This window comes from Flavonifractor porci, from assembly GCF_037572415.1.
Taxonomy (GTDB): domain Bacteria; phylum Bacillota; class Clostridia; order Oscillospirales; family Oscillospiraceae; genus Flavonifractor; species Flavonifractor porci.
Map to the genome: position 1 here is coordinate 1 of NZ_JBBHLB010000004.1, position 26,093 is coordinate 26,093.

Genomic DNA, 26,093 nt, shown 5'->3' on the forward strand with positions numbered 1-26,093 from the left:
TGCGCGTTTATCGGCTCCTCCGGTGTGGGAAAATCCACCCTGATCAACTGCCTGCTGGGCGCACAAGCCATTTCCACTCAGGTGATTGGCAAGGGCGACAAAGGTCGGCACACCACCACCGGGCGGGAAATGTTCCCCTGCCCGTTGGGCGGCGTGGTGATCGACACTCCTGGTATGCGGGAGATGGGGGCTGAGAGCGCGGACCTCTCCCAGACCTTTGGGGAGATCGAGGACTTGGCCCAACATTGCCGGTTCCGGGACTGCACCCATACCAATGAACCAGGGTGTGCTGTCCTGGCAGCGGTAGAACAGGGACGGTTGGATCAGAGACGGCTGGACAGCTATCGCAAACTGGAGCATGAGAGCAGTTATGACGGACTGAGTAGCAGGGAAGTTGAGGTCAAAAAGGCGGAGCGTATGTTTAAGGAAGTGGGCGGCATAAAGCAGGCCCGGCGGTATGCAAAAGAACAGAACCAGAGGAAAGGAAGGAGATGAGCATATGAAACTGGATAGCTGCTTTTTACAAGAAAATATGATGGGACCAAACGCATGGCGGATCGCAGAAGAGCTCACCAAGAATTTGCCCTTGCGGCCTGGGATGCGCGTACTGGATCTGGGATGCGGCCGAGGGCTGACAACGGTGTTTCTTGCCCAGACCTTCGGTGTGGAGGTGTTTGCGGTCGATCTTTGGACCTCGGCTACAGAAAATTTGGTCCGCTTCCAGCAGGCTGGTGTGTCTCATCTGACTGCTCCTCTGCAGTTTGATGCACTGCAGCTTCCGTTTGCGGAAGAATTTTTTGATGCGGTGGTCAGTGTGGATGCATACCACTACTTTGGGAATAACGATGTATACTTCAAAGATGTACTGAAACCTGTTTTGAAACCGGGCGGAATCGTGGCCATCGCATTTCCTGGGATGAAGTATGAAGTGCAGGAAAAATTACCGGAGGAGATGAAACCTTTCTGGGAGCCTGAGGCACTGGAAATGTGGCACTCCATCAACTGGTGGAGGCCAAAGTTTGAACCATATCTCCATTCATTTCAAATCTCAGAGATGGATTGTTTTGACCAAGCATGGCAGGACTGGCTTTCTTGTGACAACCCATATGCAGTGGAGGATCGAGAGATGATGAAAACAGATCATGGGCGGTTCATGAATTTGATTAAACTTGCCGGGACGGTCAAATAATTAATTTCATGACGAAGGGATTCTGGTGACCAGTTTGTTGTTTCTGGATTAAAACGCGACTCAGGATCTGGGGCGCTGTAAACAAAAAAGACGGGCACTCCCGAAAGGGGGTGCCCGTCAAGTGGTCAAAACAGAAATCCATCTGTGGTATTTCTGTGGTCAAATGAGAAATCGCCGCAGTTTTTACTGCGGCGATTTCCAGTTTTGGTGGACCTAATCGGGATCGAACCGACGACCTTACGGATGCGAACCGTACGCTCTCCCAGCTGAGCTATAGGCCCATATTGACCATTTTTCAATCAAAAAAGTTATGAAAAACGGATTTTTGAGATATTCAATTTTGAGGGGCAAGTCCGGAAAATTGGACTGCTGAATTGGAAGGGAACCTAAGCCGTGGGATGTGGTTTCATATGGATGCGAACCGTACGCTCTCCCAGACTGAGCTACGGGCCCAAATCAATAGTTCTAAAAGCGGAACAGAAGAATAAAGCAATATGAAATTATAGATGTGGCAGTAAACCGAACCCTTTGCGCTCCCAGCTGAGCTATGGGCCCATATTATAAGGTACATTCACTCAACACTCCAGTATTATAGCATAATTCAACTGGATGTAAAGAGGTTTTTGAAAAAAACTAAAAAGTTGAAAATGCTACTAATAAGAGTAACAAAGGGTAATTCCCTTGTTGCTCTTATTTTTTTGCGGAAAGACGGAGGTGAAAGGAACATGAACAACAAATATTTGGGGCCTGCGGAGCGGCGACTGATCGCAGAGAAGTGGGCCGCCTATGCGTCAGTGCGTGAGATTGCGGATCTGGTAGGCGTGGCACCAAAGACCATTTATCAGGAACTGCGGCGCGGCGAAAACGGAAAGCTGGACGAAAACAGCCGCCAAGCGTATGACCCGGATCTGGCCCAGCGTCGTTTCCAGGAAAGCCTCCGACGGCGCGGCAAGCCCCTGAACAGAACGCGGGCGGCCAATGAATGAGTGACCCAACCGCCATGGAGGCGGATAAAACAAAGGAGGAAATGACAATGGCAACCATCATCAAGCAGACGAAAGAGGAAATCAACTGGACGGAGATCGCCGGGGCCAGAGAACTGGGCGCACTGGACAAGCTGCTGGCGGAGCGGGATGTGATCCGCTTCAACCTGCGGAGCGGGTCAGAGGTTGCCATCATGGTGGAAAAGGTAGAACCGAGCCGGGCATGGATGGGATTTGTGGACGGCGTGGCAGAGCGGCCCATGTATAACCGCCTGGCGCGTCCTGTGTCATGGAAAGAGAGCGACGCCCGGAAATGGTGCAACACCGATCTGATCCAGGATCTCCCGGAGGATCTGGTGTCCATCATCACCCCCCGCACCATCCGCCAGACCATCAAGGGCGAGGAGCTGGTGACCACGGATCTGCTGTGGCTGCACAGCGTAACGGAGTTTTTTGGGCGAAAGCCCTGGGCAGATGGGGACGATCCAACGGAGGAGCAACTGCCGGTCTACAAGACCGAGCGGGACCGCGTGAAGATGTGGAACGGGGAAACCTGGCCGCACCACACCCGTTCCGCCCATGCGGGCGACGGCGCCACTTTCTGCCTTGTCAACACGGACGGCGCGCCCACCGCCACCATCGCGGACCTTTCCTGGGCGCTTGCCCCCGGCTTTTGGATCTAATCGGCGGAGCGTATCAACGGAAATCCAGCCCCGCAAGGGGCGGAGAAAGGAACCGGACATGGCAGAGAAAAAGGTAATCAAAGGGCGCGGGATTGCCAGGAAGCTCATAGAGGAGCAGAACGAGAAAATGAGGCGCTTATTGATCAAATTGGAGGCGGAGGAAGCCAAGAGGGCGGCGGCGGACGCCGAAAGGGAGCAAAAAGAAATCCGGGCCGCCGTGGAAGAGGCCAAGGAGTTCCGGGGCAACCTGGAGCGGGCGGGAATTTCATACACCACACTGCTGCACCTTGTAGAATTGCAAGAAAGCGTGAGCGACCTGGCCCATAATATGCTCCTGGGATATGAACAAGGGGAGGGCTGGCCGGATGGGACCTGACGAAAAGGCATGGAGACAATAACGGCCTATGTGGATGGGGAACCAATAGCGGCGGAAGCCGCTATTGGCCCGGAAATCGCGATAGACCTGGAACAGATTGAAAAAGCAACAGCAGACATTCAAGCGGTATGGGAAAGTGTGTGCCGGGTGGCTGATATTGTGACGGAGGCTTTCGGAAAGTGGATCCGTTCAGTGGTAGCGCAGATTGAGGGAAAGCACGAACTGGAAACCGCCCTACGCTGGGCGTCATGCTATTACCGGCCAGCGTTCAACCGATACCGACACACCAAGAAAAAGAGGACCCGCAAGAAGTACGAAAAGAAGATCCTGGCCTGGTATCGGGAGGAGGTCCTGTAAATGTTGCGGCTGACGGCAAGCAAAACCAAGTTATACACACTTGTTCAGAAATATGTGGACAACCTCCCACCCATGCGGAGCGGGACACAGTTCACCAAGTACCCGCGCACCCCGGACTATGCCCTGGACTGGATCACCCCGAAATGGGACAAGGCCCACGCCTTTTTCTCCACCTGCATGGGGCGCCCTCTCCTCTCCATCGAAATCAAGGACGGGGGAACCGGGAAAACGGTGAGCCGGGAGGTCTACAACCTGGACCTGCAGGATCTCCGAGATCGCGGAATGGTAGAGGAATTTGTGACGGCTGCGGAGCGCCGGAGGCTGGAAAGGGGTGGCGACAATGGCGGACTTTCTCCCACTACCTGATCGGCAATACACCGTGATTTATGCGGATCCCCCGTGGGAGTACAGACAGCACGGAACCACGGACAAAAGCCGGGGGAACGCGGCCAAGCATTACCCCACAATGTCCACCGAGGATATATGCAAATTGCCGGTGCAGAAAATTTGCGGGGGGGGGCAGCTTGTTTCATGTGGGCAACTTTCCCAAACATTACCGAGGCCGTCAAGGTTCTGGAGGCGTGGGGGTTCACTTACAAAACCGCGGCTTTCGTGTGGATCAAGAAGAACCGCAAGAACGGCGGAAACTTTTGGGGCATGGGCGCATATACCCGCGCAAATGCGGAGGTTTGCCTGCTGGGCGTTTCCCCTGGATTCCGCGCAAAGGATCGGATCCGTAGTCACCGGGTCCACCAAGTTATTGAGGCACCTTTTGAGGGACACAGCAAAAAGCCGGACGAAACACGCCGGCGGATTGTGGAACTGCTGGGGGACGTGCCCCGGCTGGAAATGTTTGCGCGGGACCGTGCCCCAGGCTGGGACGCCTGGGGAAATGAGGCCCCGCCGGAAGAATAGGAGGACGCTATGCCATACATTCAACGGACTATAAAGGCCGGGCGCACAAAGAAACATTCCACCCGCCTGCAGGTGGGCATGGAGGTAGTCAGAACGCCGCAGACGATTTACGGAACGGACGACGATGGGAAAAACATTCACCGCCCTATGCGGGGAACCGTCGAGTACATCCACCCGCGTGGGAATTTCCATACCGTGGCCTTTGAAGTGCGCGGGAAGATCATCAAAGAAAGTTTTCAGGGGGTAGCAGTATGAACCAGAGAGCAAAAGCGGAGTTTATGAAGACCTGGACCGAGCGGGTCCGGCGGGACTATGCGGACACCATGCTGGAGTGGCTGGAGCGCGAAACGGACTTTTTCGAGGCCCCGGCCTCCACCAAGCACCACGGGGCGCACCCCGGTGGCCTGGTGGAACACTCCTTGAACGTGTACCGCCGCCTACGGAATATCGTTTGCATGGAAACCTATGGGGAAATCACTTCCGTCCTGCTGGCGGAGGACGTGGAGGAAACGGTGGCGATCCTGGGACTGCTGCACGACGTTTGCAAGGTGGGCGTGTATCACGTCGAAACCAAGCGGCGGAAGAACCAGACCACCGGATTTTGGGAGGACTACCAGGTGTATGTGTTCCGGGATCCCCTCCCCCTGGGGCACGGAGAAAAGAGCCTGTACCTGATCCAGCGGCACATGGACCTGGAACCGGAGGAGGCTATGGCCATTCGCTGGCACATGGGAGCCTATGACAGCGCGGTAAAGGGCGGCGCCCGCGACATGGGCACGGCCATGGAAATGTCGCCGTGGGTGTGGCGCCTCCAGGAGGCGGATATGTGTGCCACGTTTGTGGATGAACGGGAGGAACCGGAGGAATGAAAAAGAACCTTTGCAAGCCGTGCGCGGTGGCAACCGCCGCCCGGCGGGATCGTGAGGTCCAGCAGTTGCCGGGCCGGTGCGAAAAGATCACCTGTGACAAGTGCGGGCGGCGGCGGTTTGGCCTGCCTTATGAGGTCAAGCGGAAATTTTTCACGGGAGGAGGCGCCAAAAAGTGAGCCAGAGAAAAGCAAAAGAATACCGCCAGGCCATGGAGCAATACCACGGCGTGGTGGAGGACGTGGACGACCTGAAACGCCGGATCGGGGCCATGGAGGCCAGACACAACCGAGAGGACCAACTGGCCGCCTACCAGCGCCGCAAGGCGCGGCGGGAGTGGGAGGAGTTCCAGGCCCAGCAGGCGGAGCGAGAGGAACGGCAAAAGCGCCGGCGGCAGGAAGAACGCCGCCGCCAGATTGCCCGGCAGCGGATCGCCGTGCTGGCCCTGGCCATCCTGGCCGTGATCGTTATGCTGGCCATGGCCATCAAGGCCACATCCGACGCCAAGGCGGTGGAGTACACCCCCACGGCCACGCCGGTGGTGGATATTCAGCCGGAAACGGTGGCTGTTCTCTCGAACCTGTGGGACGGCGAGGGCGAGGGCGAGGACCCCATGGAGGCGGAGAAAATAGAGGCGGCCCTGTTGGCCCAGGGATACCTTTCTGACGCGGTGCCCCTCCCCTACTACCTCCAGGACATTATGAGGACCGCCTGCCGAGAATACGGTTGCCCCTACCCCCTGGCCCTGGCTGTTGCGGAAGTGGAAAGCCATTTTGACATGGACGCCGTGGGCGCCGCCGGTGAGGTTGGGATCATGCAGTTAAATCCGGGGCCGGAAAATACATACTGGATCAACCTGGAGGCGGAAACAAACCAGGATCCGACCACACCGGCAGGAAACATTATCTGCGGGGTTTACCTGCTGGGGACACACCTGGCGAATTATCAGGACATGGAAAAGGCCATCATGGCCTATAACATGGGGAACGCCGGAGCGGAACAAGCGTGGGAAAACGGTATCACTTCCACAGAATATTCCTCCAATGTGCTGGCCGCCGTTGAGCGGTGGGAATGTACTGTGAACGCATGGGCCGGGGAATGAATACACCCGCGCCAAACTGGACCACCCACGCCTCCGCCGTGGCCCGCTCTAGGAATGAGCGGTGGAACGCGCCGGGGGCTGACAGGGTGGTCCACCCCAGCCGGGGCACCATAGTGGTGCCATGCGGATCTCCATATGCCGCCCTACTATGCGCGGCAGAGGTGTGGGGCTGCGACTGGCTGGACATTCGGGACGCAAAAGTGTGGCGGGCTGAACCTGGGGACCAGGTAGCCACCCGTCCCTACATTATATAAAAAGGAGGCCGAGCAAATGCTGATCAATGAAAACGGCCTTGTGCGGGCCATAAAGAACGCATACAAGGCCGGGGGCTACATCGTAAACAACCTGGGCGACACCATGGCCATTTACACCGACGCATGGTTCATTAAGTGCCACCGCGCCATACTCCCCCGCAAGGCGCTGGCCGTTATCGTGGAACACATGGGCATGATCCCGGAATTGGGTGCCCCGGTTTCTGTACTCAAAGGCGAGGACCCCCAGCAGGTCATGGAGGAGATCGCAAGGACCGATTTGGACGGCTGGTGTACCGGAGAACGTAGCGACGACGTGACCATGGTGCCTGTGATTATGCAGGGGTATCAGATTTTCCAGACTGCCGGCGGCGGCCCGTGCTGGGGCTGCCCCCTGGGGCTGCTGAACATGATCGAGCGGGACGTGGCGGAGCATGGAGGGGCGGACGTCGTGGACAACAACCGCCTGCTATGGACCGGGGACGGTGAGGCCGTCGCCATTTGCACCATCCGAAAGGCCACGTCAAGCTGGGCCAAAGAATGGGAACGGGTTGTGTGGACCGCCCTGGAGGGCGTAGACCTCCACAAAGAGGAGGTTTGACCATATGACTAACTTTGACCGGATCACCGCCTCCCCGGAGGCCCTGGGCGCGTTCCTGGCTTCCCTGCCGTGCCTAGGTGGACCATGGGACGACGCTTTCCACCGCCATTTCTGCGACCATTGCGAGGCGGAGAACTGCGACGGGGAAAACTGCCACCACCCAGCGGAACGGGATAACCCCCTGTGGTGGCTGAAACAGGAGGCCGTTTCGGCCCCGTGATTATGGCGCCCGGTGGGCGTGTGAAATAAAGGAGGACAACCCCATGCTGTATATCAGACACACCGTTGAGAACACCATTACCTGGCCGCAGCTGAAAGCGGCGGTGGAGGCCGGGACCGCCCCGGCGTTGATCAACCCCTTTAATGAGATTGACATTTTACTGGAGGACGGCGAACCTGTGACCCTGGTGGCCGGCGCCCACCTACCCCCGACGGTGGACAAACCTGCCGGCCTCCGCTTCATGTTCAAGGACTGCCTGGCGGAGCCGTACAGGATGAATGACGACTGGACCAACCGGGGCGGCTATCAGGCCAGCAAGGGCCGCCGGCACGTCCTGGAGGACATCTACCCCCGCCTGCCCGCTGACCTCCGCGCCGTGATCCGCCCCCGCAAGATCGTGGAGATTATCGGCGGAAAATCTATGGAATATGAGGATCCCCTGTGGCTGCCCTCTGAAACGGATATGTTTGGCCGCGGCTCGGAAAGTTGGCAGAACGGCGCGGCGGACGGCCCGGATGACTTCCAGCTACCGATCTTCACCACCGAGCGGGACCGCGTGAAACAGCGCCAGGGGTATGGCACCACGCCGTATTGGTGCCGTTCCCCGCATTCCAGCTACTCCAACTATTTCTGCCGTGTCTACACCGACGGCAGCGCCTACGGCAGCAACGCCTACTGGTCTTATGGCGTGGCCCCCGGCTTTGACCTCTAATCTCTATATATCCAGAAATATCCAGCCGCGCAAGCGGCAGAGAAGAACCAAAGTAAAAACAAAACCACCTGCGCCTGGTGCTGACAACACGGCGCAGGTGGCGATATAAGCGACGGGAAAACCGTCCGGGATACTTATATTATACCATCCTCCCGGACGGTGTGCAACACGAAAAACTGACGGGGCCGCGGCCCCGTATAGCGTCGGTAAGACGTATTAGTAGAGTGACCAGCAGACCAAAGGAGGAGTACACCGTGGCCTATGTCCATAGGCGGGTGAAAGCTGGCCGCACCGTCGAACACAGGAAAATGCAGTCTTTCCGTATCCACACCAAGGGGGTACAGAGGGGACCAAACCACGGGACCACATCCGAAAAGCAGGCCAAGATTAACGAGCGCGTGGCAGAGGAACGCCTGCGCTGGGATCTCAACGCCAATTTCGACTATCGGGATCTCCATGCCGTCCTCCACTACTACGTCAAGGACAGCACCTTTGAGGAGGTCCTGGAGGACAAGGCGGCTTTCCTCCGCAACCTGCGGAAACTGTGCCGGCAACGGGGGGTCAAATGCAAAACCGTGGTGGTGATAGAAACCAAGCGCATGACAAACCCCCATATACACGTTATCACCAACCGGATGGACCCGGAGATCATCACCGAGGCATGGGAGAACGTCCCCAGGGGCGGCGGCGGTATCAGCTTCAAGCCGCTGGACCGACGGGGAAACCACGCAAAACTGGCGTCCTACCTGGTCAAGGAAAGCCGCTCCACCATGGAGAAATACCGGGAACTGGGGAAACGTGGCAAGAGGTACACCAAAAGCCAGAACATGGTCAAGCCCGTGGTTACATATGAGCGGGTGGCCGCGTCGTCCTGGCGGAAAGAACCCAAGGCCAGCAAGGGGGCCGTGCTGTATATGTTCGACGACGGCGCCACCAGCAGAAGTGGGTGGCATGAAATCAGCGGATACCCGTATCAAGAATATTTCGAGATTTTCAACGAATAGGAGGGGCAAGCCTATGAAAGTTTACATAGCCGGGAAAATCGCTGGAGATCAGCGGTATAAAGTGAAGTTCAGGGAAGCGGCCAAGGCCCTGGAGGCTGCGGGCCATGTGGTCCTGAACCCGGCCACGTTGCCAGACGGCCTGACCGACGCGGACTATATGCGGATCTGCATGGCCATGGTGGACGTGTCGGACGTGGCCGTGTTCTTGCCGGACTACCGGGAAAGCCGGGGCGCCATGGTGGAATGGGCATATTGTCAGAGGATTGGAAAAGACTGCGCCCTGTACCTGGATATGACGGGAGGGAAAACACGGTGAAAGATTTTGCGGAGGCATACAAAGAGGCCCACGCCAAAGAGTGGGAATACATGGAGGCAAAGCGGGCCGGATGGGCGCAGCCGGGCAAAAGAACGCGAGAAAACCACGCGATCTTGATTCCGCGAAAGGAGGCCGTGGACATGGCGCGGGACCTTGCCACGGCGCTTTACGGGAAAGAGGTTTTCCTGATCCGGGCGCTGAACCTGCAGGGGTTCATGGTGCAACTGGCAACCGGAGAGCATGACGCCGTAACGTGCCCGGAGTGCAGCCGCGTTTTCCGCGCCGGGTGGATGAAAGGACGGTGCCCATATTGCGAGGCGGAACAGGCTGCCGCCAGGTATGTGGACGAAATGAGAAAGGCGGCGAAAAAATGACCGGGGCACAAATCAACATCCTGGAGGAGATCATTGTGGACAACTTTGCCGGCGGCGGTGGCGCCTCTACCGGGATCGAGTTGGCCACGGGCCGGGTGGTAGACATTGCCGTGAACCACGACCCTGACGCCATACTTATGCACCGCACGAACCACCCCCACACCACCCACTACCAGGCCAGCGTGTGGGATGTGGACCCCGTGGAGGTGTGCGGGGGCCGCCCCGTGGGGCTGGCCTGGTTCTCCCCCGACTGTAAGCATTTCAGCAAGGCCAAAGGCGGAAAGCCCGTAGACAAGAACATACGGGGGCTAGCCTGGATCGTCCTGCGGTGGGCCGGTACGGTCCGCCCCCGCGTGATCATCCTGGAGAACGTGGAGGAGTTCCAGACCTGGGGGCCGGTCCGCAAGGGAAAGCCCGTCAAAAAGCTGTCTGGACAGACGTTCCGCAAATGGCTGGCCCAGCTGGAGGCCCTGGGGTACGTCGTAGAATGGCGGGAACTGGTGGCGGCGGACTACGGGGCGCCCACCACCAGAAAGCGGTTTTTCCTGGTGGCCAGGTGCGACGGGCGGCCCATTGTATGGCCGGAGCCGACCCACGCCCCGGCGGACAGCCCGGAGGCGGAGCGGGGCGAGAAACAGCCCTGGAGAAGCGCGGCGGAGATCATCGACTGGACCCTGCCCTGTCCCTCCATCTTCGACACACGGGAGCAGGTGCGGGAAAAGTATGGGTTGAACGCCCAGCGCCCCCTCCGCCCCAACACCATGCGGCGGGTGGCCCGCGGCGTGGACAAGTTCGTGATCAAGTCTGCCAACCCGTTCCTGGTGATCGTCAACCACGCCGGGGAGTTCCGGGGCCAGGGTATGGGTGAACCGCTCCAGACGATCACAGCGAAACACGGCTATGGCGTGGCCTCCCCGGTCATGGCGCCGCTGACCATGCACAACAACGAGAACGCCACGGGCACAGCCATCACGTCCCCAATAAACACCATCACAGGAACCGGCGCCGGCGGACACCAAATGCTGATCACCCCGACCCTGGCGGCCATCGGCCAGACTGGCGGCGGGGATCGGTGCCGGAGCGTGGAAGAACCGACCCACACCCAGGTGTCAAAGGCGGAGGAGTGCGTGGTATGCCCGGCCATGATACAGTATCACACCGAACAGACCGAGCGGGTGCGCGGCCAGGCGGTCACGGATCCAATTATGACCATTGACGCCTCCAACAGATACGGGATCGCCGCGGCCACACTGACCAAGTATTACGGCACGGACCAACACGGCCAGGCCGTCCGCGATCCGCTCCACACCATCACCGCAAAAGATCGGGAGGGCGTAACGGTGGCCAGCCTTTCGGAATTCCATGGAACAAGCGTGGGAACATCCCCCAAAAAACCACTGGGCACGGTGTTAAGCAAAGACCACCAGGCCGTACAGACTGCCCACATGGTAAAGCTGAAAGGAACCAACCTGGGCGGGCCGGTCATGGACCCGGTGCAGACCATCACCGCCGGCGGAGGCCACCATGGCGTCGTCACAACCGAGATCGTGAAAGCGGGAGCGGGTGCGGATCTCCGAAACTGGCCTAAAATCCGGGCAGCCCTAAACGAATTTTGCGGCTACCGACTGGAGGACAACGAGGTGATCCTGTTCCTGATTGGCGGGGCGTGGTATTTCATGTCGGACATTGGCCTGCGTATGTTGACACCCCGCGAACTGTACCGGGCCAACGGGTTCCCGGACGACTACCAGATCGAGCGGGACTACATGGGGCACGTCTACGGCAAAACCAAACAGGTGGCCAGGTGCGGCAACGCCGTCCCGCCTCCGTTTGCCACGGCCCTGGTGCGGGCCAACCTGCCGGAATGGTGCGACCAGGAGATCAGAACAATGGCGGAATTTGAAAAGGCGGTGGCAGTATGAACGGAAAAATTACCACATTCGAGTGGCGGGTGGACCATTTCAGCCTGGACCAGATCGCGGAGAGCGGCCGGACGTTCCGATGGAGGCGGAGAGGGCCGGAAAGCTACGCCATCCCCGCCGGGGATCACTACTGCGTGGCATACATGACCGCGCCGGACCGGCTGGCCGTCCGCTGCCGGGAGGGCCTGGCGGCCTGGTGGCGCTATTACTTCGGACTGGGCGACGAATACCCGGAATACTGGCGGGCCATTGAAACCTGGGCGGAGCGGGACGGCCCGGACGCCTACCTGACCAGGGCGGCGGAGGCCGCCAGCGGAATGGCGATCCTACATCAACCCGCCTGGGAAACCATGGCCAGTTACATGGTGAGCCAAAACAACAACATTCCCCGGATCAAGGCCACCGTGGAAAAACTGTGCCGCAGGTTCGGCAAACATATCACCACGCCTGACGGGGACGAATATTTCACATTCCCGGAGCCGGGGCTATTGTGCGACGTAAACGACCTGCAAGGCCTGGGGCTGGGGTATCGGGACAAGTACCTGGCAGGAATGGCCCAGGCCGTCGCCCACGGTGGCATAGATCCTGCCAACCTGCTGGCCATGGACTACGACAGGGCAAAGGCCGTCCTGAAAGCTGTGCCGGGGATCGGTGAGAAAGTGGCCAACTGCATTTTGCTTTATGGCATGGGACACCTGGAGGCGTTCCCGGTTGACACCTGGATCCGCCGCGTCCTGGATCGAGAGTTCCGGGACGGGTTCCCGGCGGAGAGGTACGCCGGTTTCACTGGACTGGTTCAGCAGATTATTTTCTATTACGAACGGGAGGTAATGAACAATGCACGAAACAAAAATTGACTGGGCCACCATGTCGTGGAACCCTGTGACCGGGTGCCGCCACGGGTGTCCCTATTGCTACGCCCGGAGAACGGCCCACCGCTTCGACGCCGGCATGGAGGACCCCGCGCCGCTGACGGGCGGCCTCCACGTCCTGCCGGAGAAGATCAAGGGGACGCCGTACCCATACGGGTTCGAGCCTACCCTGCACCGCTACCGCCTGAACTTGCCGGAACGCCAGGCGGAGCCGCAGACCGTGTTTGTGTGTTCCATGGCCGATCTTTTCGGGCGGTGGGTGCCAACGGACTGGATCCGGGACGTGCTGGACGCCTGCCGCCGGGCGACCCAGCACCGCTATATTTTCCTGACCAAGAACCCGGCCAGGTATTTGGAATTGGACCACCTGGCCCTCCTCCCGCATGAAAATAATTTCTGGTATGGGTCCACGGTGGCCAATGAGGACGCGGCGGCCATGTACCCCATGCCCTGGGCGAACATCAACAGCTTTTGGTCCATGGAGCCGCTGCTGGGGCCGGTAGATATGAGCGCGGCGGAGGGATTGCCCATGTGGGTGATCCTGGGCGCCGAAACCGGGAACCGGACGGAGAAAGTGGTGCCGCGGCGGGAATGGGTGGACCAGATTGCCGCATTTTGCGAGGAAAACGAGATCCCCGTGTTCTACAAGGATAACCTGCGGGCCTACTTCCCGGATCTCCCTGCCTCCAAATTTCCATGGGATGAACCCACGGAAAAATGGGCCGCGCACTACATGGGGCGGTTTGAGAGGCAGGTATAAAATGGCCATCAATGTCACCGACCTGCCGCCCAAATACCAGCGGCAGGCCATGGAGAAATACATGGCGCAGCAGGCGCGGCGGGGGCCTACACCTCCCGCCGCTGCCGTGCATGATCGGACAAAGGAAAGCAAGTATCACAACACCCCAACCGAGCGGGTGACAGCCAGCGGGGCCGTTCTACACTTCGACAGCCAGAAAGAGGCCCGGCGCTATGACGCCCTGATCCTCCGCCAACAGGCCGGGCAGATCCGGGATCTGCGCCTCCAGGTGGATTTTACCCTGCAAGAAGCATACACAGACCTGGAGGGGCGCCGGGTGAGGGCGATCCGATACAAGGCGGATTTTACATACTATCGTCCGCCGGAGGACGGGAGCCATGCCGCATACTGGGCGGATCGTGCTGGCGCCCCCTGGGTGTTGGTGGTGGAGGACGTGAAAAGCAAGGCAACCCGCACCAAATTGTATCTGACCAAGCGCAAAATGATGAAAGACCGTTTTGGGATCGACATAACCGAGGTGTAACAATGAGCAAAAAGACAACGGGCGCGACCGCCGAGCGCGAGGCCATCAAACGCTACTTGCAACAGTACCGGGTGGCACGGCAGAAAAAGCAAATACTGGAGGAGCGCCACCGCGTACTGGCCAACGAACTGAACGCGCCGGCGCCGGGTTCGGCGTTCCGAACCATGCCGACCTCCCACCCGGCAAAGACCGACGGGGCCGTGTCCGTTGTCTTTCGGATCGCAGAGGTTGAGGAACGAATTGACAAACAGCGGGAGGAAATGGCCGCCGCCGTCCTGCAGGTTATGGACCTGATCGACCTGCTGCCCCAAAATTCCATGGAGCGCACGGTGGTGGAACTGCGGCACATTGACTGCAAATCCTGGGAACGGATAGCAAGCGAATTGTATTTGAGCCGATCCGCCATTTTCAACTACTACAACAACGCCCTGGAAACCCTGCTGGAATATAAGCGCACCCGGAAGTTGGTAGCGGATTTTGTGGCCGGGGAAAAGGCGGGCAGAGAAAATCAACCGCCAAAAGCCGGGGCCTGAAAGTGTGGACACATTTGGACTTTTACCTGTGGTATAGTGATACCATGGAAAGCAAAGGGGCACGGGGAACCGGCCCGACAGAATGAGGGACACCAGGTTAAAGCCTGGTGTCCCCTTGCTTTCCAGGCCATGGCCGGGGGTGTGTTCCACGGGGGGCTTTCCTCCTTTCACCTCCGTTCGCCGCGCTGCTACCCGCGGCGCCCCGGCCCAACCCAGCCATGGGCGGCCAGCAACCAGGCCGCCCATGGCCTCCCGTAACCGACGCGACACCCCCCACCCATTAGGTACTCCCTGCGGATCCAAGGGGTGCGGGGCAAGGAAGGCCCGGCATTTTCGCCTATGAGAAGCGAAAAAAACCGGGCTGTTACGTTACGGATTTAGAAAAACGCCCCGACGTTATACCCCCCTTTAGGGGGTATAAGCCGGACCGAAAGGGAAGCCAAAAAACGAAAACGCCAAGAACCGGGAAAACGAAACCGGCGGGGCCACCCACCGCCTGCCGCGCCTGCAATCCTACGCCCCCAGCGGGCCACGCCGTAGGGCATGGTCAGGGCGGCGGAGATTGGAGCCGCCGGCCAGGAAAAGGGGGTGCTGCCGGTGGCGGGAAAGAGCGGAAAGAAAACCGAAAAGCCGGCGGTCCTGACCGGCACCGTGCCGGAATGGGCCAGCACGGCGGCCATTGCCAAGATCCTGGGCAAAACCGTCCGGCGCGTCCAGCAGTTGACCCAGGAGGGCGTCCTGGAAACCGAGATCCCGCCCGGCGGCGGGGCGCGGAAATATCGCACCTGCGAAACCATCCAAAAGTATATTGCCCACATTGAGCAGAAAGCCCAGGAAACCGGGGAAAACAGCCGCACCGCAGAACTGAACCTGAAAAAGCTGCAGGCAGAGGTTGAACTGAAAGAAAGCCAGGGCCAGCTACACCGTCTGAAAACGGCGATTGCGGAGGGAAAGTATATCCCGGCGGATCAGGCCAGCGACGAACTAGCGGAGTTCATGGCCAATTTTAAGCGGTTCGCCATGAATATCCCCCCGCGTATGGCGGGCGCAATGTCCGGCTACGCCGACGCCCTGACCGTTCGCACCCTGGAAAAAACCATGCGGAAAGAACTGGAGAACCTGCTGGCGGCCTTTACGGACGCCGGCGCCCAGGGAGAACAGGAGAGCGAACCGTGAAAAAATTTACCTGGGAGCCGTACACGGTGCCCCAATGGATCTATAAGGCCGTTCAGGCTTTACGGCCCGTGGAGCGCCTGCCGGTTTCCGTGTGGGCAGAAAAAAAGCGCACATTAACCGGCGGCGCCATGCCAGGCCCCTGGCGAAACAGTGTCACCCCCTACCTGGTGGAAATCATGGACGCCTTTTCCGACGACACGGTGGAGGAAATTATTTTTGTAAAGCCCACCCAGGTGGGCGGCACCACGGCCATGGAGAACATGATCGGGTCCCTGATCGACCAAGACCCAGCACCCACAATGGTGGTGTATCCCTCCGACGATCTGGCAGAGGCAACAGCGGAAACCCGACTGATCCCCATGATCAAGGCCAACAAAGACACCGCCGACAAGTTCCGGGAGAATGAAAGCAAAAAATTACAGCTGAAATTCCTGGATATGTGGATCTTTCTCACCGGCGCCAACAGCCCGGCAGACCTGGCCAGCAAGCCGATCAAAGATCTTTTCATGGATGAAGTGGACAAGTTCCCCGCGGCCTCCAAGCGGGAGGCCGATCCCGTTTCACTGGCGCGGGAACGCACCAAGACATTTTTCAACCGCAAGATCTTCATGGCCTCCACCCCGACCCTGAAAACCGGCCACATTTGGGTGGCAAAGGAAAAGGCGGACGTGGAAAAACACTATTTTGTACCCTGCCCCCATTGCGGGGAGTACATCGAACTTGTTTTTGCACAGATCAAGTGGCCGTCCAAGGAGGACGTGCCGGAGAACACGGACCGGGCCGACATGGCCACCTATGTCTGCCAGAAATGCGGGTGTATCATCACAGATCAGGACAAGGCCAAAATGCTCCAGGCCGGGCGGTGGCAGGTGGTCCGCCAGAAAAGCCAGCACCCCCGGAGCGTGGCGTTTTGGATGAATACCCTGTATTCCCCCTTTACCCGCTTTTCTGATATTGCGCGGGAGTTCATGCGGAGCAAGGACGACCCGGACCTGCTGCACAACTTCACGAATTCATGGCTTGCCGAACCATGGGAGGACACCAAGCTGAAAACCAACGCCGAAATGGTCATGGAGCGGCAGACGGATCTCCCGGAGTTTGCCCTGCCGCCCTGGACCAAACTGCTGACCGGCGGGATCGACGTGCAGGAAAATTGCCTGTACTGGACGATCCGGGCCTGGGGTGACTATATGACCTCCCAAAACATTGCCCACGGCCAGGCCCTTTCCATGGGTGAGGTGGAGCGGATCATGAACATGGAATTTACCATGGACAACGGGGAGCGGGTCATGGTCAACCTGGCCCTGATGGACAGCGGCGACCAGACCGACGCCGTTTATGAGTTCTGCACCATGAATTCGGACTGGGCGCTGCCGTGCAAGGGCGTCAACACCCTGCAAGGCCATTACCGCCTTTCCACTGTGGACAAGGCCGGGAGCCGCGCCAACGGCATGACCCTGGTGCTGGTGGACGGCGGCAAGTACAAGGACCAGATCGCCGCCCGCATGAAAAAACCAAACGGGAACGGATCCTGGATGGTGTATCAGGGGTGCGATCTGGACTACGCCGAACAGGTGACGGCGGAGCATAAAGTAACCGAGCGGGCCGGGGGCAAAGAGGTCCAGCGGTGGGTGCTGAAATCCTCCCACGCGGACAACCATTACCTGGACTGTGAAGTGTACGCGGCGGCAGCTGCCGACGTGCTGGGCGTTCGGTCACTATACCTGCAGAACAAAGTGGACGCCCAAGGAAATGAGATCAAGCAATCGACACCGCCCGCCAAACGCCAGGAACGTCCGGCGGAGGAAAGCTGGATTGCAAAGAACGATAACTGGATCTGATTGGAGGCCATAACATGATTGGAAACACCGAAAGCCCGGCGGAAATGCTGGCCCAGGTCAATGCGGCTATTTCGGCGGTGCTGGCTGGCGGACAGTCCTACAAGCTGGGAAGCCGCCAACTGACCCGCGCCGACCTGCCGACCCTGAACGCCATGCGGTCAAACCTGGAGGCGCAGATCAGCGCCGGCCAGTCTGAACAGTTGCTTGACCGGACGTTCGTGGCATTTTTTGACGGGAGGTAACGCCGTGAACATCTTTGACAGCATGGTAGCCGCGATCTCCCCACGCCGCGCTTGTGAGAGGGAGGCATGGCGGCAACAGCTGGAGATCCTGCGGAACTACGACGCCGCCGGTTATGGGCGCCTGAACGCCGGCTGGCGGGTCCACAACGAAAGCGCAGAAATCACAGACCGCATGAGCCGGGACGTGGTACGGGCGCGGACCCGCGACCTGGAGCGAAACAGCGACATTGCCCAGTCCATCCTCTACGCATACAAGCGCAATGTGGTGGGAAAGGGCTATACCCTGCGGGCCAGAACCGAGGACGAAACCCTGAACAAGCAGATTGAACGGACATGGAAACAATGGTGCAAGGCCCGAAACTGCGACGTGACCGGGGAGCAATCTTTTTCCGAAATGCTACGCATGGCCGTGGAGCGGAAAAAGGTGGACGGCGGGATCCTGTTCCTGTTCCGTTACACCCCCGGCGGTGTGGTGCCGTTCAAACTGCAGGCCATGGAGGTGGACGAACTGGACACCTCCCAAACTACCCCGCGCAACCGGGGCAACCGGGTGGTGGGCGGCATTGAGTACAACGCAGACCGGCGCCCGGTGGGCTACTGGATCCGGCAATATGATCTTGACGGGTGGCAACTGACAAAGCCCGTTTACATCGACGCCAAGGACGTGTATTTCATCAAGGCAAAGCACCGCCCCAGCCAACTGCGGGAAATTTCCGACATGGCGCCCGTGGTAACACGGATCCGCGACACCAACGAATTTATTACCGCCGTTTCCGTCAAGGAACGGATCGCGGCCTGCCTGTCCGTATTCATCAAGCGGGCGATCCCGTCGGGCGGATTCGGGCGCGGCGGTGTCCGCAATGAGAGCGGCGGCGTGGACTATGAGGGCAAGAAATTGGCCCCTGGTATGATCCAAAGCCTGGGCGCCGGCGACGAAATCCAAGTGGTAGATCCCAAAAGCACCGGAAGCGACGCCACCGGATTCTTGAAAATGCAGCAGGGCTTGATTGGAGCGGGACAGGGCCTTTCCTATGAGGCCGTCAGCCGCGATATGAGCAGCGCCACATATTCCTCTGCCCGGCAAAACGCCATCGAGGACGAGGAAACCTACGCAGAGGACATTGAACTGATCACGGATTTTATGTCCGAGGTCTACGAAACTTTTATAATTTCTGGTTATCTCGCCGGACTGTTTAATATGCCCGGTTTTTGGGATAAAAAGGCGGACTACATGGAACATTCCTGGGTCAAATCGCCCAAGAAATGGATTGACCCCGCAAAAGAGAGTACCGCCAACAAAACCGCCTTGCAGTCCGGGCAAAAGACTTTCCCCGACATTTGCGCGGAACAGGGCAAGGACTGGAAAGACGCCGTGGACGAAACGGCGGAGGTCCTGGAGTACGCCAGGGGAAAAGGCATAGAGATGGGAGGTGTAATTTTTGGAAATGGAACGACAGCAGCCCAGCAGAACGCAGGGGCAGCAGGCCGGCCCGAGCAATAAAAGCCAGGGCACCCGGAGCATGGGACGGATCATGTTCCGGGAAGCGGAGGGACAGGACAACCGCAGACGGACGATCAGCTTTTCCAGCGAGGAGCCATACCGACGATATTTCGGCATGGAAATCCTGGACCATGCGGACGGCGCGGTGGACCTGGAACGCCTGAACACCGTGGGCGTCCTGCTGTTCAACCACGACACGGACGAAGTGGTGGGCAAAGTGATCCGCGCCTGGGTAGAAAACCACAGAGGCATGGCAGAAGTGGAATTCGATACAGACGCAGAGGCCGAAAAGATTTTCGGCAAAGTCAAATCCGGCACCCTGAAAACCACGTCTGTCCGCTATTCGGTGGACGCCTGGGAGGAAGTGGTGGCCGGAAAAACCAGCGCCGACGGGAGATTTACCGGCCCTTGCCAGATTGCCAGGAAGTGGACGCCCCTGGAGGTGTCCATTGTGTCTGTGCCGGCAGACGCCACCGTGGGCGTAGGAAGATCTGACGGCGGAAACCTGTGCGCCCCCTTGTCTGTCTATGAACGGCAGATCGAGGCCAACAAAAATTATCTTTAGGAGGCAAGAGAAAAAATGACTATTCAGGAAATGATCGCCCGCCAGCAGGAAATTGTCAGCGGCGCCCGCGCCGCGGGCCGCGACCTGACGGCGGAGGAGCAGCGGGAATTTGATGAACTGCAGCGCAAGATCACCGAGGCCGGAAACCCCGCCGGCGGCGAGGGCGGCCAGCCCGGTGAGGGCAACCGTGGCGCTGGCAATCCCGGACAGGATGAACACCCCGGCGGCGAGGACCCCAGCGACGCCGCCCGCCAGGCCGCCGTACTCCAGGAGCGCCAGCGGATCAGCGATATTGTGTCGCTGTGCCGTCAGACTGGCATGGATCCCGGCCAGTACATCAACAACGGCGCCAGCATGGACACCGTGCGGGCCGCAGCGGTGGACCACATGATCCAGCACGGCGCCCCTGTCCGTGGCCGCATGAACGGCGACCAGGGCGACAACTTCCGCCAGGCCGCCACCGACGTCATGCTTATGCGGGCGGGTGTCCCCGTGGAGAACCCCGACCAGGGCGTGGAGGAAATGCGCGGCCTGTCCCTGCGAGATCTGGCCATTGAGTGCATGGCCCGCGACGGCGAGGGAAGCCAGGCCAGCCTGCTGCGAATGGGCCGGGACGATCTGTGGGCCATGGCCTGCCGTCAGTTCTTCAACCCCACCGCCTCTTTCCCCGCCATCCTGGACAACGCGATCAGAAAAAGCATTGTCCACCGCTACACCCACACCCCCACCACGTTCCAGCTGTGGACTACCAAGGGCAGCGTGCCCGACTTTAAGCCGACCAAGGATCACTCCTACCTGGCCGGCGGCGCCGGTGAGTTTGCCCTGGTGGGTGAGAACGGCGAATTGAAGCACGACACCCCCAAGACCGACCTGCTGCCACAGCGCAAGATTGACACCTATGGCCGCCAGTTCAGCATGAGCCGCCAGGCGTTTATCAACGATGATGTGGGCTTTATCACGGAGATCCCCGGCCTGTATGCGGCCAGCGCCAAGCGTACGATCAACAAGCAGGTCTACAAGATCCTGGTGGATAGCCCCGCCATTTTCGACGGCGTCCCCCTGTTCAACGCCAACCATGGCAACCTGATCACCAGCGGCACCGCCCCCTCCATCGAGAGCCTGCAGGACATGATGTTCAAACTGCTTCTGCAGACCGATCCTTTCGGTGAGGCTATCACCGTACAGCCCCGCTATATCATCGTGCCCGTGGGCTACGGTTTCCTGCTGTCCCAGCTGCTTGAAACCAAGGAGATCGACGTGGAGGGTATCGGCAACCACACCGCCAACGCTCTGTATAACTACCGCAACCAGCTGACCGTGATCGAGGACGGCACCCTGAACGCCCTGGCCGGAGCCTCCAAGCCTGTGCCCTGGTTCATGGTGGGCGACCCGTCCTATGCCAAGAGCCTGCAGGTGGACTATCTGAACGGCCAGGAAACCCCCACCATTCGCCGCAGCGAGGTTCCCGGCCAGTTGGGCTATGTGTGGGACATTTGGCTGGATTGGGGTATTACCGCTGTTGACTTCCGCGGTATTGCCAAGAACCCCGGCGTAGAGATCACCTTGAAGTAAGGAGGAAAGAACATGAACGCGACCTATTGGCAGAAAGGCGATACCCTGGACTACACCCCCACCGCAGAGGTGAAAAACGGCCAGGTGGTGAGCCTGGGCACCCGCGTGGGCGTGGCGGGCACCGATATTCCCGCAAACCAGCCCGGACACCTCCATGTGACTGGTGTGTTTGAAATGAAGAAAAGTACAGTTTACAAGGGACTACACAGGGTAGGTATCTGACGGGAGGGGTGCCGCCAGTCAGATTTTCCATGTGATGTTCAAGCTGTCGCTTGTGGCGGCTATGGTGGTGATCATCAAATCCACCACACGCCGCTTGTCATCAAAAGATACATTCTCCCAGGTATCGAGGTAGCCGGAAATCTGGCTGACCTGTTCCGGGCTGATGGCCTCCACAGTCAACTCCGCTATCCTTGCCAGAAGTTCCTGCTTGCGCCCGTCCAGTTCCGCTATCTTCACATTCACATAGGAGAACAGGACATTGTTTGCCCCCGTCAGACTGTCCACCAGCTTTTCAATCTCGCTGTCTACATGGGCAAGTTCCACTTGCAGGGCGGTGATTTTCGGGTTTGCCTTTGCCGCTTTCTTTTTTCCTGTCAGCGTCTTGTAGCTTGCCAGCTTCTTTACCATCTGCTGATAAACAACCGCTTCCAGTTCCGAAGTGATGATTTTCCCACAGCCAGGACAGCTTTTATTGTCCAGCCGTTTCGTGCAGCGGAGATACTGTTTGCCGGAGGGATTGTAGATACTCATAAGAGCATACCCGCAATTCCCGCACTTGATTTTTCCTGCCAGCCATGTGTGGGTGGCTTTCCGGGCAGACTGGATTTTCATGTTGTTCATCAGCTTCTTGCGGCAGGTCAGCCAGGTGTCGGAGGGGACGATACCCTCATGGGGAGCCAGTACCAGCATTTGGTCTTTTAAGTCGTTTTTCTTGCTGGCCTTTACATCTCGCCCTTGATACAGATAGCAGCCGTTCATGCCCGTAAAATCGGCAACGTCATTGACAATGACTGTACCTTGACTTTTGAAAAATTCGTACACATCAAGGTCTGCCTGCACATAGACAGGATTGCGTAACATCTGCGCCAGCGTGGGGCGTATCAGCTCTTTGCCATGGAACAAAATCCCCTGTTCGGCAAAGTACCGGGTAATGTCCCCGTAGGAAGTTGTGGGCTGGGCGTACATCTCAAACATCAGCCGGATATTGGCCGCTTCCTCCGGGTTTACCACCAGCTTCTTTGTGTTGATACCGTCCATCTTGATAGGCTCCGTATGGAAGCCGTAAGGGGCTTTCCCGCCCATCTTAAAGCCCCGCTGACTGCGGGAGTAGTAAGCGTCCGTTACCCGCTTCTGTATCGTTTCCCGTTCAAGCTGGGCGAACACGATACAGATATTCAGCATGGCCCGTCCCATCGGCGTGGAGGTATCAAACTTTTCCGTAGAGGACACAAACTCCACATTGTACTGCTGGAACAGCTCCATCATGTTGGCAAAGTCCAGAATGGAACGGCTGATACGGTCGAGCTTGTAAACCACGACCTTTGCAATCAAGCCCCGCTTGATGTCCCGCACCAGTTCTTGAAACTTCGGACGGTCTGTGTTCTTGCCGCTGTACCCTTTGTCTGTGTATTCCTTGCAGTTACCGCCTTTCAACTCGTATTTGCAAAATTCAATCTGGCTTTCAATGGAAATGCTGTCCTTTTTGTCTACCGATTGTCTTGCATAGATTGCGTCTATCCGATTGTTCATATTGTCGCTCCTTTTCTTAAAAAAGAAACGGAGCTGCTGACAGTTCTATTATACCGCCAGCAGCCCCGCAAATCAATGATGGGTTTGGAAAACCTTATGTCCCGGCTTCCTCACTCTCCCGCTTGTCGGCGTACTTGCGGAACACCTCATAAAGCTGCTGTTCCAGTTCCCGGCGTTTGGCTGCTTCCTGTTCCGGCGTGAACACCGGGGAGAGATTTTCCAGTGTGATTTCCTTTCCCTGAAAAGTCACGATTTCGATTTCCTTTTTGTATCTGATATTACTTATAAGATCACCTTTCCTTTCCATGCTGCCGCTGTTGCCGTTTCAGTTCCGCTAAAATCTCCGGCGGGATACGGTCAACCAGCCGCCGCATATCGTCCAGTTCGCTTTTTAACTTCGCCCGTTCCATCGTGTCATTCATCTTGCCTTTTTCGCTGGCCTTTGCCCTGACTTCCAGCTTTTCATTTTCCGCTAACAAGTCATTGATTGTGACCTTGTATTTTTTCAGTTGCCCGGAGAAGTTCTCCATCTGCGGAAACCACTTTTTCAGCATGGAGAGGGCTTCCTCTTTCTTCTTTCCGGCGTTCAGCGGGGTAATGCCGGAGAGAACCGCTTCAATGGCCCTCGCCTGTTTGGAGAGGTTGACCGCCTGTTTGAACAGCCGGGTGGGGATATGCTTCCGGCCCGTCTTGCTGGCGCTTTCCCCACGCTCCAGGTCGGGGTACTGCTCCACCATACAGGCGTGAAAATCGTCCTGCCACTTCGTCAGATTGGCCCGGTTGCCGATAATTTCTTTGGCGCACAGGCGGTTGTCCTTTGTCAGCGGCACAAAGACCAAGTGCAGATGGGGCGTTTTTTCATCCATGTGTACCATAGCCGAAACGATGTTCTCCCGGCCCACCCGGTCAATGAGGAAGTCCGCCGCCCTCTGGAAGTAGGCCGCTATCTCCTTTGGGGACTTGCCCTTGAAAAACTCCGGGCTGGCGGTAATCAGCGTGTCCACAAACCGAGTGCTGTCCTTGCGGGTGCGGCATCTGGCCTGCTCGATGCGGCTCTGAATGAAATGGTAGTAGCGGCCATCCGGCTTGACGATGTGGAAATTGTACTTGCTCCGGCTGGTGTCAATGTCCGGGTTGCTGGCGTACTGCTCCTTTTTCCGTTCATGGTGGGCTTCCAGCGGCCCCGCCGGGTGGCCCTTGTGCTTCTCAAATCGCAAAATTGCGTGTTGTGCCATTGAACTCCTTTCCCCATTCCATTCCTTTCCGGCGGGTTTTCCCGCCGAAAATATCTCTGATAGGATTGGAATGGAATGAATGTAAATAGATGGTTTTAATCTCTGTATTTCTATATACCGTCAGATTTCCGTACTTCAAGAGGATTGATTTTCGTACTCGCCAAGTACGGTTTTCAGCCCTCCGGCGTACCATAACCGGATTTCTTGAAGTCGGTGTTTGGAACCGCTTCATAGGATTTCGGGTAAATGCGGTTGGGTTTTCCACAGCCCTGTTTCTGGATTTCCACCAGCCCCGCATACTGCAACTCCTGCAGGGTGTTGACCGCTTTCTGCCGCCCGCAGCGGAGCAAAGCGACCACCTCGCAGATGGGGTAGTACAGGTAGACCCGCCCGTACTCGTCCGCCCAGCCGTTCTTCCGGGACAACTCCGCCCGGCGCAGGACAAAGGCATACAGCACCTTCGCTTCGTTGCTCAAGGGCTGGAATGTGGGTGCTTCAAAAAGGAAATTGGGGAGCCGGGTGAAACTGAACGCCTTTTCCGGCTGGTGAATATAAATCGTGTTTGTCATAGCGTGTTTTGTGGACGGTTAGAGGCCCGTTTTCCGGGGCGAATGATAAATGATACCAGCCGCCCCGGTTGAGGGCTTGCGGAGCCTTGCAAATCAAGGCTTTTCCCGCTCTTAACTGTCCACAGCAGACCTCCTTTTCCGTTCACTTTCTGTTTTCTGCCGCCTGTGAACTCTGGCGGCGCAGTCCGGGCAGTATTTGCCCCGGTTGGACTTCGGGACGAACACACCGCCGCACTCCGCACAGCGTTTCAAGTCCCTGTCCCGGTAAATCTCCGCTTCCAGCGTCCTGTCCAGCGGCAAGACCGCCCAGCGGAACCACTTGCAGCAGACGGAGAACGAAATCATCTGCGGACAGGCGCAGGTGTCGCCATCGTCCAGCGCAAGGCAGTTTCCGTCCTCGCAGTTGCAGCACTCCCGGCGTATCAGGCCGCTGGCTCGTCTCTTCTGGGGCGGGGTTATGCGGTAGGGGGAGCCGTCCGGCCTGTGTTCCAGCGGCGGCAGGTGTTGATAGGGTCTTTTGCTCATGCGTCCCTCCGTTTTCTTTGGCGTGTTCTGTTTCCAAGGTGCTTGTCCATCGATGAACTATCCCAAGTCTACACCTTTTTGACCGCCTGTGCCGTATATCCAAGAGGTAGGAAATCAGCCTGAAAAACTCCCTATTTCCACGCTCTCGGATTTGTGATATAATCAAAAAAAGATAAAAGACAAATTCAGGTTTCTGGTCTTCTTGCACAAAATAAAGGAGGAGCTATTATGCAAATTGTTTATATTCCAAGCGAATCAATGTCTGTTCAAGGTAAAAAAGATGAAATCTATAAAAGATATGGGAAAGACTGGAATATTAGAGAACAGGGAGGAGGTAACGGAAATTGGTTGTTGACCAGAAAAAGTGATGTGCTTGTAGATGGAAAAAGTTATCGTACTTTTGTACTTGAACACTACGGTAAATCCAAGCTGACAGCGAAGCTTGTTGATAAATTTCGTGAAGATGTAGCAAATGGTAAAATAAAACTGTAAATGCCTATGCCGTTATGCTATGAGCATAGTACATAGCATAACGGCTTCTCTTTCGTTGAGCTAG

At 57.8% G+C, this 26,093-nt stretch carries 37 protein-coding genes and 1 tRNA gene; 32 read left to right on the plus strand and 6 right to left on the minus strand.

Translation table 11 applies throughout. The annotated features are described in order from the left end of the window. A partial coding sequence (gene rsgA, locus WHJ28_RS03865) for a ribosome small subunit-dependent GTPase A (protein WP_340039839.1) occupies positions 1 to 495 on the plus strand: 495 nt, incomplete at its 5' end. 4 nt (positions 496 to 499) lie between these two features. Further along, positions 500 to 1,189 carry an SAM-dependent methyltransferase gene (locus WHJ28_RS03870; RefSeq protein ID WP_340039840.1) on the plus strand — a complete coding sequence of 230 codons (690 nt, stop codon included), beginning with the start codon at positions 500 to 502 and terminating at the stop codon, positions 1,187 to 1,189. A gap of 205 nt (positions 1,190 to 1,394) precedes the next feature. On the opposite strand, the gene WHJ28_RS03875 is transcribed toward WHJ28_RS03870, so the two are convergent. Next, positions 1,395 to 1,470, minus strand: a tRNA-Ala gene (locus WHJ28_RS03875). A 444-nt stretch (positions 1,471 to 1,914) separates the two neighbouring features. Between WHJ28_RS03875 and WHJ28_RS03880 the strand changes: the two genes are divergently transcribed. From WHJ28_RS03880 to WHJ28_RS04020, 29 genes are all read left to right on the plus strand, one after another. After that, complete coding sequence (locus WHJ28_RS03880) at positions 1,915 to 2,175, plus strand: helix-turn-helix domain-containing protein (RefSeq protein WP_340039842.1); 261 nt, start codon at positions 1,915 to 1,917, stop codon at positions 2,173 to 2,175. Between the two features lie 47 nt (positions 2,176 to 2,222). After that, the gene (locus WHJ28_RS03885) at positions 2,223 to 2,855 is read left to right on the plus strand and encodes a DUF6273 domain-containing protein (RefSeq protein ID WP_340039843.1); all 633 of its coding nucleotides are present in this window, start codon (positions 2,223 to 2,225) and stop codon (positions 2,853 to 2,855) included. Positions 2,856 to 2,982: 127 nt separating this feature from the next. Then, positions 2,983 to 3,231 (plus strand): hypothetical protein, encoded by a 249-nt coding sequence (locus WHJ28_RS03890; RefSeq protein WP_340039844.1) that lies wholly within the window; start codon positions 2,983 to 2,985, stop codon positions 3,229 to 3,231. 30 nt (positions 3,232 to 3,261) lie between these two features. Then, positions 3,262 to 3,588 carry a hypothetical protein gene (locus tag WHJ28_RS03895; RefSeq protein ID WP_340039845.1) on the plus strand — a complete coding sequence of 109 codons (327 nt, stop codon included), beginning with the start codon at positions 3,262 to 3,264 and terminating at the stop codon, positions 3,586 to 3,588. Further along, entirely contained in the window at positions 3,589 to 3,954 is a 366-nt protein-coding gene (locus WHJ28_RS03900) for a hypothetical protein (protein ID WP_340039847.1), read from the plus strand. Positions 3,955 to 4,119: 165 nt separating this feature from the next. After that, a complete protein-coding gene (locus WHJ28_RS03905; RefSeq protein ID WP_425461097.1) occupies positions 4,120 to 4,503 on the plus strand; it encodes an MT-A70 family methyltransferase in 384 nt (127 codons plus the stop codon). A 9-nt stretch (positions 4,504 to 4,512) separates the two neighbouring features. Then, positions 4,513 to 4,758 (plus strand): hypothetical protein, encoded by a 246-nt coding sequence (locus WHJ28_RS03910; RefSeq protein WP_340039848.1) that lies wholly within the window; start codon positions 4,513 to 4,515, stop codon positions 4,756 to 4,758. After that, positions 4,755 to 5,372, plus strand: a complete 618-nt coding sequence (locus tag WHJ28_RS03915) for an HD domain-containing protein (RefSeq protein ID WP_340039851.1) — start codon at positions 4,755 to 4,757, stop codon at positions 5,370 to 5,372. The genes WHJ28_RS03910 and WHJ28_RS03915 overlap by 4 nt, the downstream gene beginning before the upstream one ends. Then, positions 5,369 to 5,548: a hypothetical protein gene (locus WHJ28_RS03920; protein WP_340039852.1), complete on the plus strand. Its 180-nt coding sequence runs from the start codon at positions 5,369 to 5,371 to the stop codon at positions 5,546 to 5,548. The genes WHJ28_RS03915 and WHJ28_RS03920 overlap by 4 nt, the downstream gene beginning before the upstream one ends. Further along, positions 5,545 to 6,471: a transglycosylase SLT domain-containing protein gene (locus WHJ28_RS03925; protein ID WP_340039854.1), complete on the plus strand. Its 927-nt coding sequence runs from the start codon at positions 5,545 to 5,547 to the stop codon at positions 6,469 to 6,471. Before WHJ28_RS03920 ends, WHJ28_RS03925 begins: the two co-directional genes overlap by 4 nt. Beyond that, positions 6,468 to 6,725 (plus strand): hypothetical protein, encoded by a 258-nt coding sequence (locus tag WHJ28_RS03930; protein WP_340039855.1) that lies wholly within the window; start codon positions 6,468 to 6,470, stop codon positions 6,723 to 6,725. Before WHJ28_RS03925 ends, WHJ28_RS03930 begins: the two co-directional genes overlap by 4 nt. Positions 6,726 to 6,741: 16 nt before the next feature. After that, positions 6,742 to 7,323 carry a hypothetical protein gene (locus WHJ28_RS03935; protein WP_340039856.1) on the plus strand — a complete coding sequence of 194 codons (582 nt, stop codon included), beginning with the start codon at positions 6,742 to 6,744 and terminating at the stop codon, positions 7,321 to 7,323. 4 nt (positions 7,324 to 7,327) lie between these two features. Next, entirely contained in the window at positions 7,328 to 7,543 is a 216-nt protein-coding gene (locus WHJ28_RS03940; RefSeq protein ID WP_340039858.1) for a hypothetical protein, read from the plus strand. Positions 7,544 to 7,586: 43 nt separating this feature from the next. Continuing rightward, positions 7,587 to 8,255 (plus strand): DUF6273 domain-containing protein, encoded by a 669-nt coding sequence (locus WHJ28_RS03945; RefSeq protein ID WP_340039859.1) that lies wholly within the window; start codon positions 7,587 to 7,589, stop codon positions 8,253 to 8,255. A gap of 254 nt (positions 8,256 to 8,509) precedes the next feature. Further along, positions 8,510 to 9,259 carry a rolling circle replication-associated protein gene (locus WHJ28_RS03950; RefSeq protein ID WP_340039860.1) on the plus strand — a complete coding sequence of 250 codons (750 nt, stop codon included), beginning with the start codon at positions 8,510 to 8,512 and terminating at the stop codon, positions 9,257 to 9,259. 13 nt (positions 9,260 to 9,272) lie between these two features. Further along, positions 9,273 to 9,575, plus strand: coding sequence for a DUF4406 domain-containing protein (locus tag WHJ28_RS03955; RefSeq protein WP_340039861.1), 303 nt, complete (start codon positions 9,273 to 9,275; stop codon positions 9,573 to 9,575). Beyond that, positions 9,572 to 9,949, plus strand: coding sequence for a hypothetical protein (locus WHJ28_RS03960; RefSeq protein WP_340039862.1), 378 nt, complete (start codon positions 9,572 to 9,574; stop codon positions 9,947 to 9,949). Before WHJ28_RS03955 ends, WHJ28_RS03960 begins: the two co-directional genes overlap by 4 nt. Continuing rightward, complete coding sequence (locus WHJ28_RS03965; RefSeq protein WP_340039863.1) at positions 9,946 to 11,871, plus strand: DNA cytosine methyltransferase; 1,926 nt, start codon at positions 9,946 to 9,948, stop codon at positions 11,869 to 11,871. The genes WHJ28_RS03960 and WHJ28_RS03965 overlap by 4 nt, the downstream gene beginning before the upstream one ends. Further along, on the plus strand, positions 11,868 to 12,728 hold the full coding sequence (locus WHJ28_RS03970; protein WP_340039864.1) for a DNA-3-methyladenine glycosylase family protein: 861 nt from the start codon (positions 11,868 to 11,870) through the stop codon (positions 12,726 to 12,728). The genes WHJ28_RS03965 and WHJ28_RS03970 overlap by 4 nt, the downstream gene beginning before the upstream one ends. Further along, entirely contained in the window at positions 12,709 to 13,503 is a 795-nt protein-coding gene (locus tag WHJ28_RS03975; RefSeq protein ID WP_340039865.1) for a DUF5131 family protein, read from the plus strand. Before WHJ28_RS03970 ends, WHJ28_RS03975 begins: the two co-directional genes overlap by 20 nt. A gap of 1 nt (position 13,504) precedes the next feature. Beyond that, complete coding sequence (locus WHJ28_RS03980; RefSeq protein ID WP_340039866.1) at positions 13,505 to 14,026, plus strand: DUF1064 domain-containing protein; 522 nt, start codon at positions 13,505 to 13,507, stop codon at positions 14,024 to 14,026. 2 nt (positions 14,027 to 14,028) lie between these two features. After that, positions 14,029 to 14,559 (plus strand): RNA polymerase sigma factor sigma-70 region 4 domain-containing protein, encoded by a 531-nt coding sequence (locus tag WHJ28_RS03985; protein ID WP_340039867.1) that lies wholly within the window; start codon positions 14,029 to 14,031, stop codon positions 14,557 to 14,559. A gap of 543 nt (positions 14,560 to 15,102) precedes the next feature. Beyond that, positions 15,103 to 15,735 carry a hypothetical protein gene (locus tag WHJ28_RS03990; protein WP_340039868.1) on the plus strand — a complete coding sequence of 211 codons (633 nt, stop codon included), beginning with the start codon at positions 15,103 to 15,105 and terminating at the stop codon, positions 15,733 to 15,735. Then, entirely contained in the window at positions 15,732 to 17,576 is a 1,845-nt protein-coding gene (locus tag WHJ28_RS03995; RefSeq protein ID WP_340039869.1) for a terminase gpA endonuclease subunit, read from the plus strand. Before WHJ28_RS03990 ends, WHJ28_RS03995 begins: the two co-directional genes overlap by 4 nt. Positions 17,577 to 17,590: 14 nt before the next feature. Continuing rightward, positions 17,591 to 17,818, plus strand: a complete 228-nt coding sequence (locus WHJ28_RS04000) for a DUF6148 family protein (RefSeq protein ID WP_340039871.1) — start codon at positions 17,591 to 17,593, stop codon at positions 17,816 to 17,818. Positions 17,819 to 17,822: 4 nt separating this feature from the next. Further along, entirely contained in the window at positions 17,823 to 19,319 is a 1,497-nt protein-coding gene (locus tag WHJ28_RS04005) for a phage portal protein (protein ID WP_340039872.1), read from the plus strand. Then, positions 19,264 to 19,884, plus strand: a complete 621-nt coding sequence (locus WHJ28_RS04010; RefSeq protein WP_340040438.1) for an HK97 family phage prohead protease — start codon at positions 19,264 to 19,266, stop codon at positions 19,882 to 19,884. Before WHJ28_RS04005 ends, WHJ28_RS04010 begins: the two co-directional genes overlap by 56 nt. Before the next feature lie 15 nt (positions 19,885 to 19,899). Beyond that, a complete protein-coding gene (locus WHJ28_RS04015) occupies positions 19,900 to 21,456 on the plus strand; it encodes a phage major capsid protein (RefSeq protein ID WP_340039873.1) in 1,557 nt (518 codons plus the stop codon). Between the two features lie 12 nt (positions 21,457 to 21,468). After that, positions 21,469 to 21,678: a capsid cement protein gene (locus tag WHJ28_RS04020; protein WP_340039875.1), complete on the plus strand. Its 210-nt coding sequence runs from the start codon at positions 21,469 to 21,471 to the stop codon at positions 21,676 to 21,678. 18 nt (positions 21,679 to 21,696) lie between these two features. Here WHJ28_RS04020 and WHJ28_RS04025 read toward each other — a convergent pair whose 3' ends face one another. The 5 genes from WHJ28_RS04025 to WHJ28_RS04045 all read right to left on the minus strand — a co-directional run bounded on the left by WHJ28_RS04025 (position 21,697) and on the right by WHJ28_RS04045 (position 25,537). Further along, positions 21,697 to 23,208, minus strand: a complete 1,512-nt coding sequence (locus tag WHJ28_RS04025) for a recombinase family protein (protein WP_002575864.1) — start codon at positions 23,206 to 23,208, stop codon at positions 21,697 to 21,699. A gap of 94 nt (positions 23,209 to 23,302) precedes the next feature. Further along, positions 23,303 to 23,494, minus strand: coding sequence for a hypothetical protein (locus WHJ28_RS04030; protein WP_321118048.1), 192 nt, complete (start codon positions 23,492 to 23,494; stop codon positions 23,303 to 23,305). A gap of 4 nt (positions 23,495 to 23,498) precedes the next feature. Continuing rightward, positions 23,499 to 24,443 (minus strand): MobV family relaxase, encoded by a 945-nt coding sequence (gene mobV / locus WHJ28_RS04035; protein ID WP_002575862.1) that lies wholly within the window; start codon positions 24,441 to 24,443, stop codon positions 23,499 to 23,501. 173 nt (positions 24,444 to 24,616) lie between these two features. Continuing rightward, the gene (locus tag WHJ28_RS04040; RefSeq protein WP_340039879.1) at positions 24,617 to 25,012 is read right to left on the minus strand and encodes a replication initiator protein A; all 396 of its coding nucleotides are present in this window, start codon (positions 25,010 to 25,012) and stop codon (positions 24,617 to 24,619) included. Positions 25,013 to 25,123: 111 nt separating this feature from the next. Further along, positions 25,124 to 25,537, minus strand: coding sequence for a cysteine-rich VLP domain-containing protein (locus tag WHJ28_RS04045; RefSeq protein ID WP_002575860.1), 414 nt, complete (start codon positions 25,535 to 25,537; stop codon positions 25,124 to 25,126). Between the two features lie 228 nt (positions 25,538 to 25,765). Here WHJ28_RS04045 and WHJ28_RS04050 point away from each other — a divergent pair, with 228 nt between their 5' ends. Next, on the plus strand, positions 25,766 to 26,029 hold the full coding sequence (locus WHJ28_RS04050) for a hypothetical protein (protein WP_002575859.1): 264 nt from the start codon (positions 25,766 to 25,768) through the stop codon (positions 26,027 to 26,029). The last annotated feature ends 64 nt before the right edge of the window (positions 26,030 to 26,093 follow it).

Coding starts and splice junctions, on each gene's coding strand:
- WHJ28_RS04050 (WP_002575859.1), top strand. CDS start 25,766: ATGCAAATTGTTTATATTCCAAGCGAATCAATGTCTGTTCAAGGTAAA.
- WHJ28_RS03980 (WP_340039866.1), top strand. CDS start 13,505: ATGGCCATCAATGTCACCGACCTGCCGCCCAAATACCAGCGGCAGGCC.
- mobV (WP_002575862.1), bottom strand. CDS start 24,443: ATGGCACAACACGCAATTTTGCGATTTGAGAAGCACAAGGGCCACCCG.
- WHJ28_RS03910 (WP_340039848.1), top strand. CDS start 4,513: ATGCCATACATTCAACGGACTATAAAGGCCGGGCGCACAAAGAAACAT.
- WHJ28_RS03965 (WP_340039863.1), top strand. CDS start 9,946: ATGACCGGGGCACAAATCAACATCCTGGAGGAGATCATTGTGGACAAC.
- WHJ28_RS03930 (WP_340039855.1), top strand. CDS start 6,468: ATGAATACACCCGCGCCAAACTGGACCACCCACGCCTCCGCCGTGGCC.
- WHJ28_RS04045 (WP_002575860.1), bottom strand. CDS start 25,537: ATGAGCAAAAGACCCTATCAACACCTGCCGCCGCTGGAACACAGGCCG.
- WHJ28_RS03990 (WP_340039868.1), top strand. CDS start 15,103: ATGGTCAGGGCGGCGGAGATTGGAGCCGCCGGCCAGGAAAAGGGGGTG.
- WHJ28_RS03915 (WP_340039851.1), top strand. CDS start 4,755: ATGAACCAGAGAGCAAAAGCGGAGTTTATGAAGACCTGGACCGAGCGG.
- WHJ28_RS03975 (WP_340039865.1), top strand. CDS start 12,709: ATGCACGAAACAAAAATTGACTGGGCCACCATGTCGTGGAACCCTGTG.
- WHJ28_RS03905 (WP_425461097.1), top strand. CDS start 4,120: ATGTGGGCAACTTTCCCAAACATTACCGAGGCCGTCAAGGTTCTGGAG.
- WHJ28_RS04025 (WP_002575864.1), bottom strand. CDS start 23,208: ATGAACAATCGGATAGACGCAATCTATGCAAGACAATCGGTAGACAAA.
- WHJ28_RS03935 (WP_340039856.1), top strand. CDS start 6,742: ATGCTGATCAATGAAAACGGCCTTGTGCGGGCCATAAAGAACGCATAC.
- WHJ28_RS03970 (WP_340039864.1), top strand. CDS start 11,868: ATGAACGGAAAAATTACCACATTCGAGTGGCGGGTGGACCATTTCAGC.
- WHJ28_RS04040 (WP_340039879.1), bottom strand. CDS start 25,012: ATGACAAACACGATTTATATTCACCAGCCGGAAAAGGCGTTCAGTTTC.
- WHJ28_RS04015 (WP_340039873.1), top strand. CDS start 19,900: ATGACTATTCAGGAAATGATCGCCCGCCAGCAGGAAATTGTCAGCGGC.
- WHJ28_RS03890 (WP_340039844.1), top strand. CDS start 2,983: ATGAGGCGCTTATTGATCAAATTGGAGGCGGAGGAAGCCAAGAGGGCG.
- WHJ28_RS03885 (WP_340039843.1), top strand. CDS start 2,223: ATGGCAACCATCATCAAGCAGACGAAAGAGGAAATCAACTGGACGGAG.
- WHJ28_RS03900 (WP_340039847.1), top strand. CDS start 3,589: ATGTTGCGGCTGACGGCAAGCAAAACCAAGTTATACACACTTGTTCAG.
- WHJ28_RS03945 (WP_340039859.1), top strand. CDS start 7,587: ATGCTGTATATCAGACACACCGTTGAGAACACCATTACCTGGCCGCAG.
- WHJ28_RS04000 (WP_340039871.1), top strand. CDS start 17,591: ATGATTGGAAACACCGAAAGCCCGGCGGAAATGCTGGCCCAGGTCAAT.
- WHJ28_RS04010 (WP_340040438.1), top strand. CDS start 19,264: ATGGAACGACAGCAGCCCAGCAGAACGCAGGGGCAGCAGGCCGGCCCG.
- WHJ28_RS03940 (WP_340039858.1), top strand. CDS start 7,328: ATGACTAACTTTGACCGGATCACCGCCTCCCCGGAGGCCCTGGGCGCG.
- WHJ28_RS03985 (WP_340039867.1), top strand. CDS start 14,029: ATGAGCAAAAAGACAACGGGCGCGACCGCCGAGCGCGAGGCCATCAAA.
- WHJ28_RS03920 (WP_340039852.1), top strand. CDS start 5,369: ATGAAAAAGAACCTTTGCAAGCCGTGCGCGGTGGCAACCGCCGCCCGG.
- WHJ28_RS03870 (WP_340039840.1), top strand. CDS start 500: ATGAAACTGGATAGCTGCTTTTTACAAGAAAATATGATGGGACCAAAC.
- WHJ28_RS03880 (WP_340039842.1), top strand. CDS start 1,915: ATGAACAACAAATATTTGGGGCCTGCGGAGCGGCGACTGATCGCAGAG.
- WHJ28_RS04020 (WP_340039875.1), top strand. CDS start 21,469: ATGAACGCGACCTATTGGCAGAAAGGCGATACCCTGGACTACACCCCC.
- WHJ28_RS03955 (WP_340039861.1), top strand. CDS start 9,273: ATGAAAGTTTACATAGCCGGGAAAATCGCTGGAGATCAGCGGTATAAA.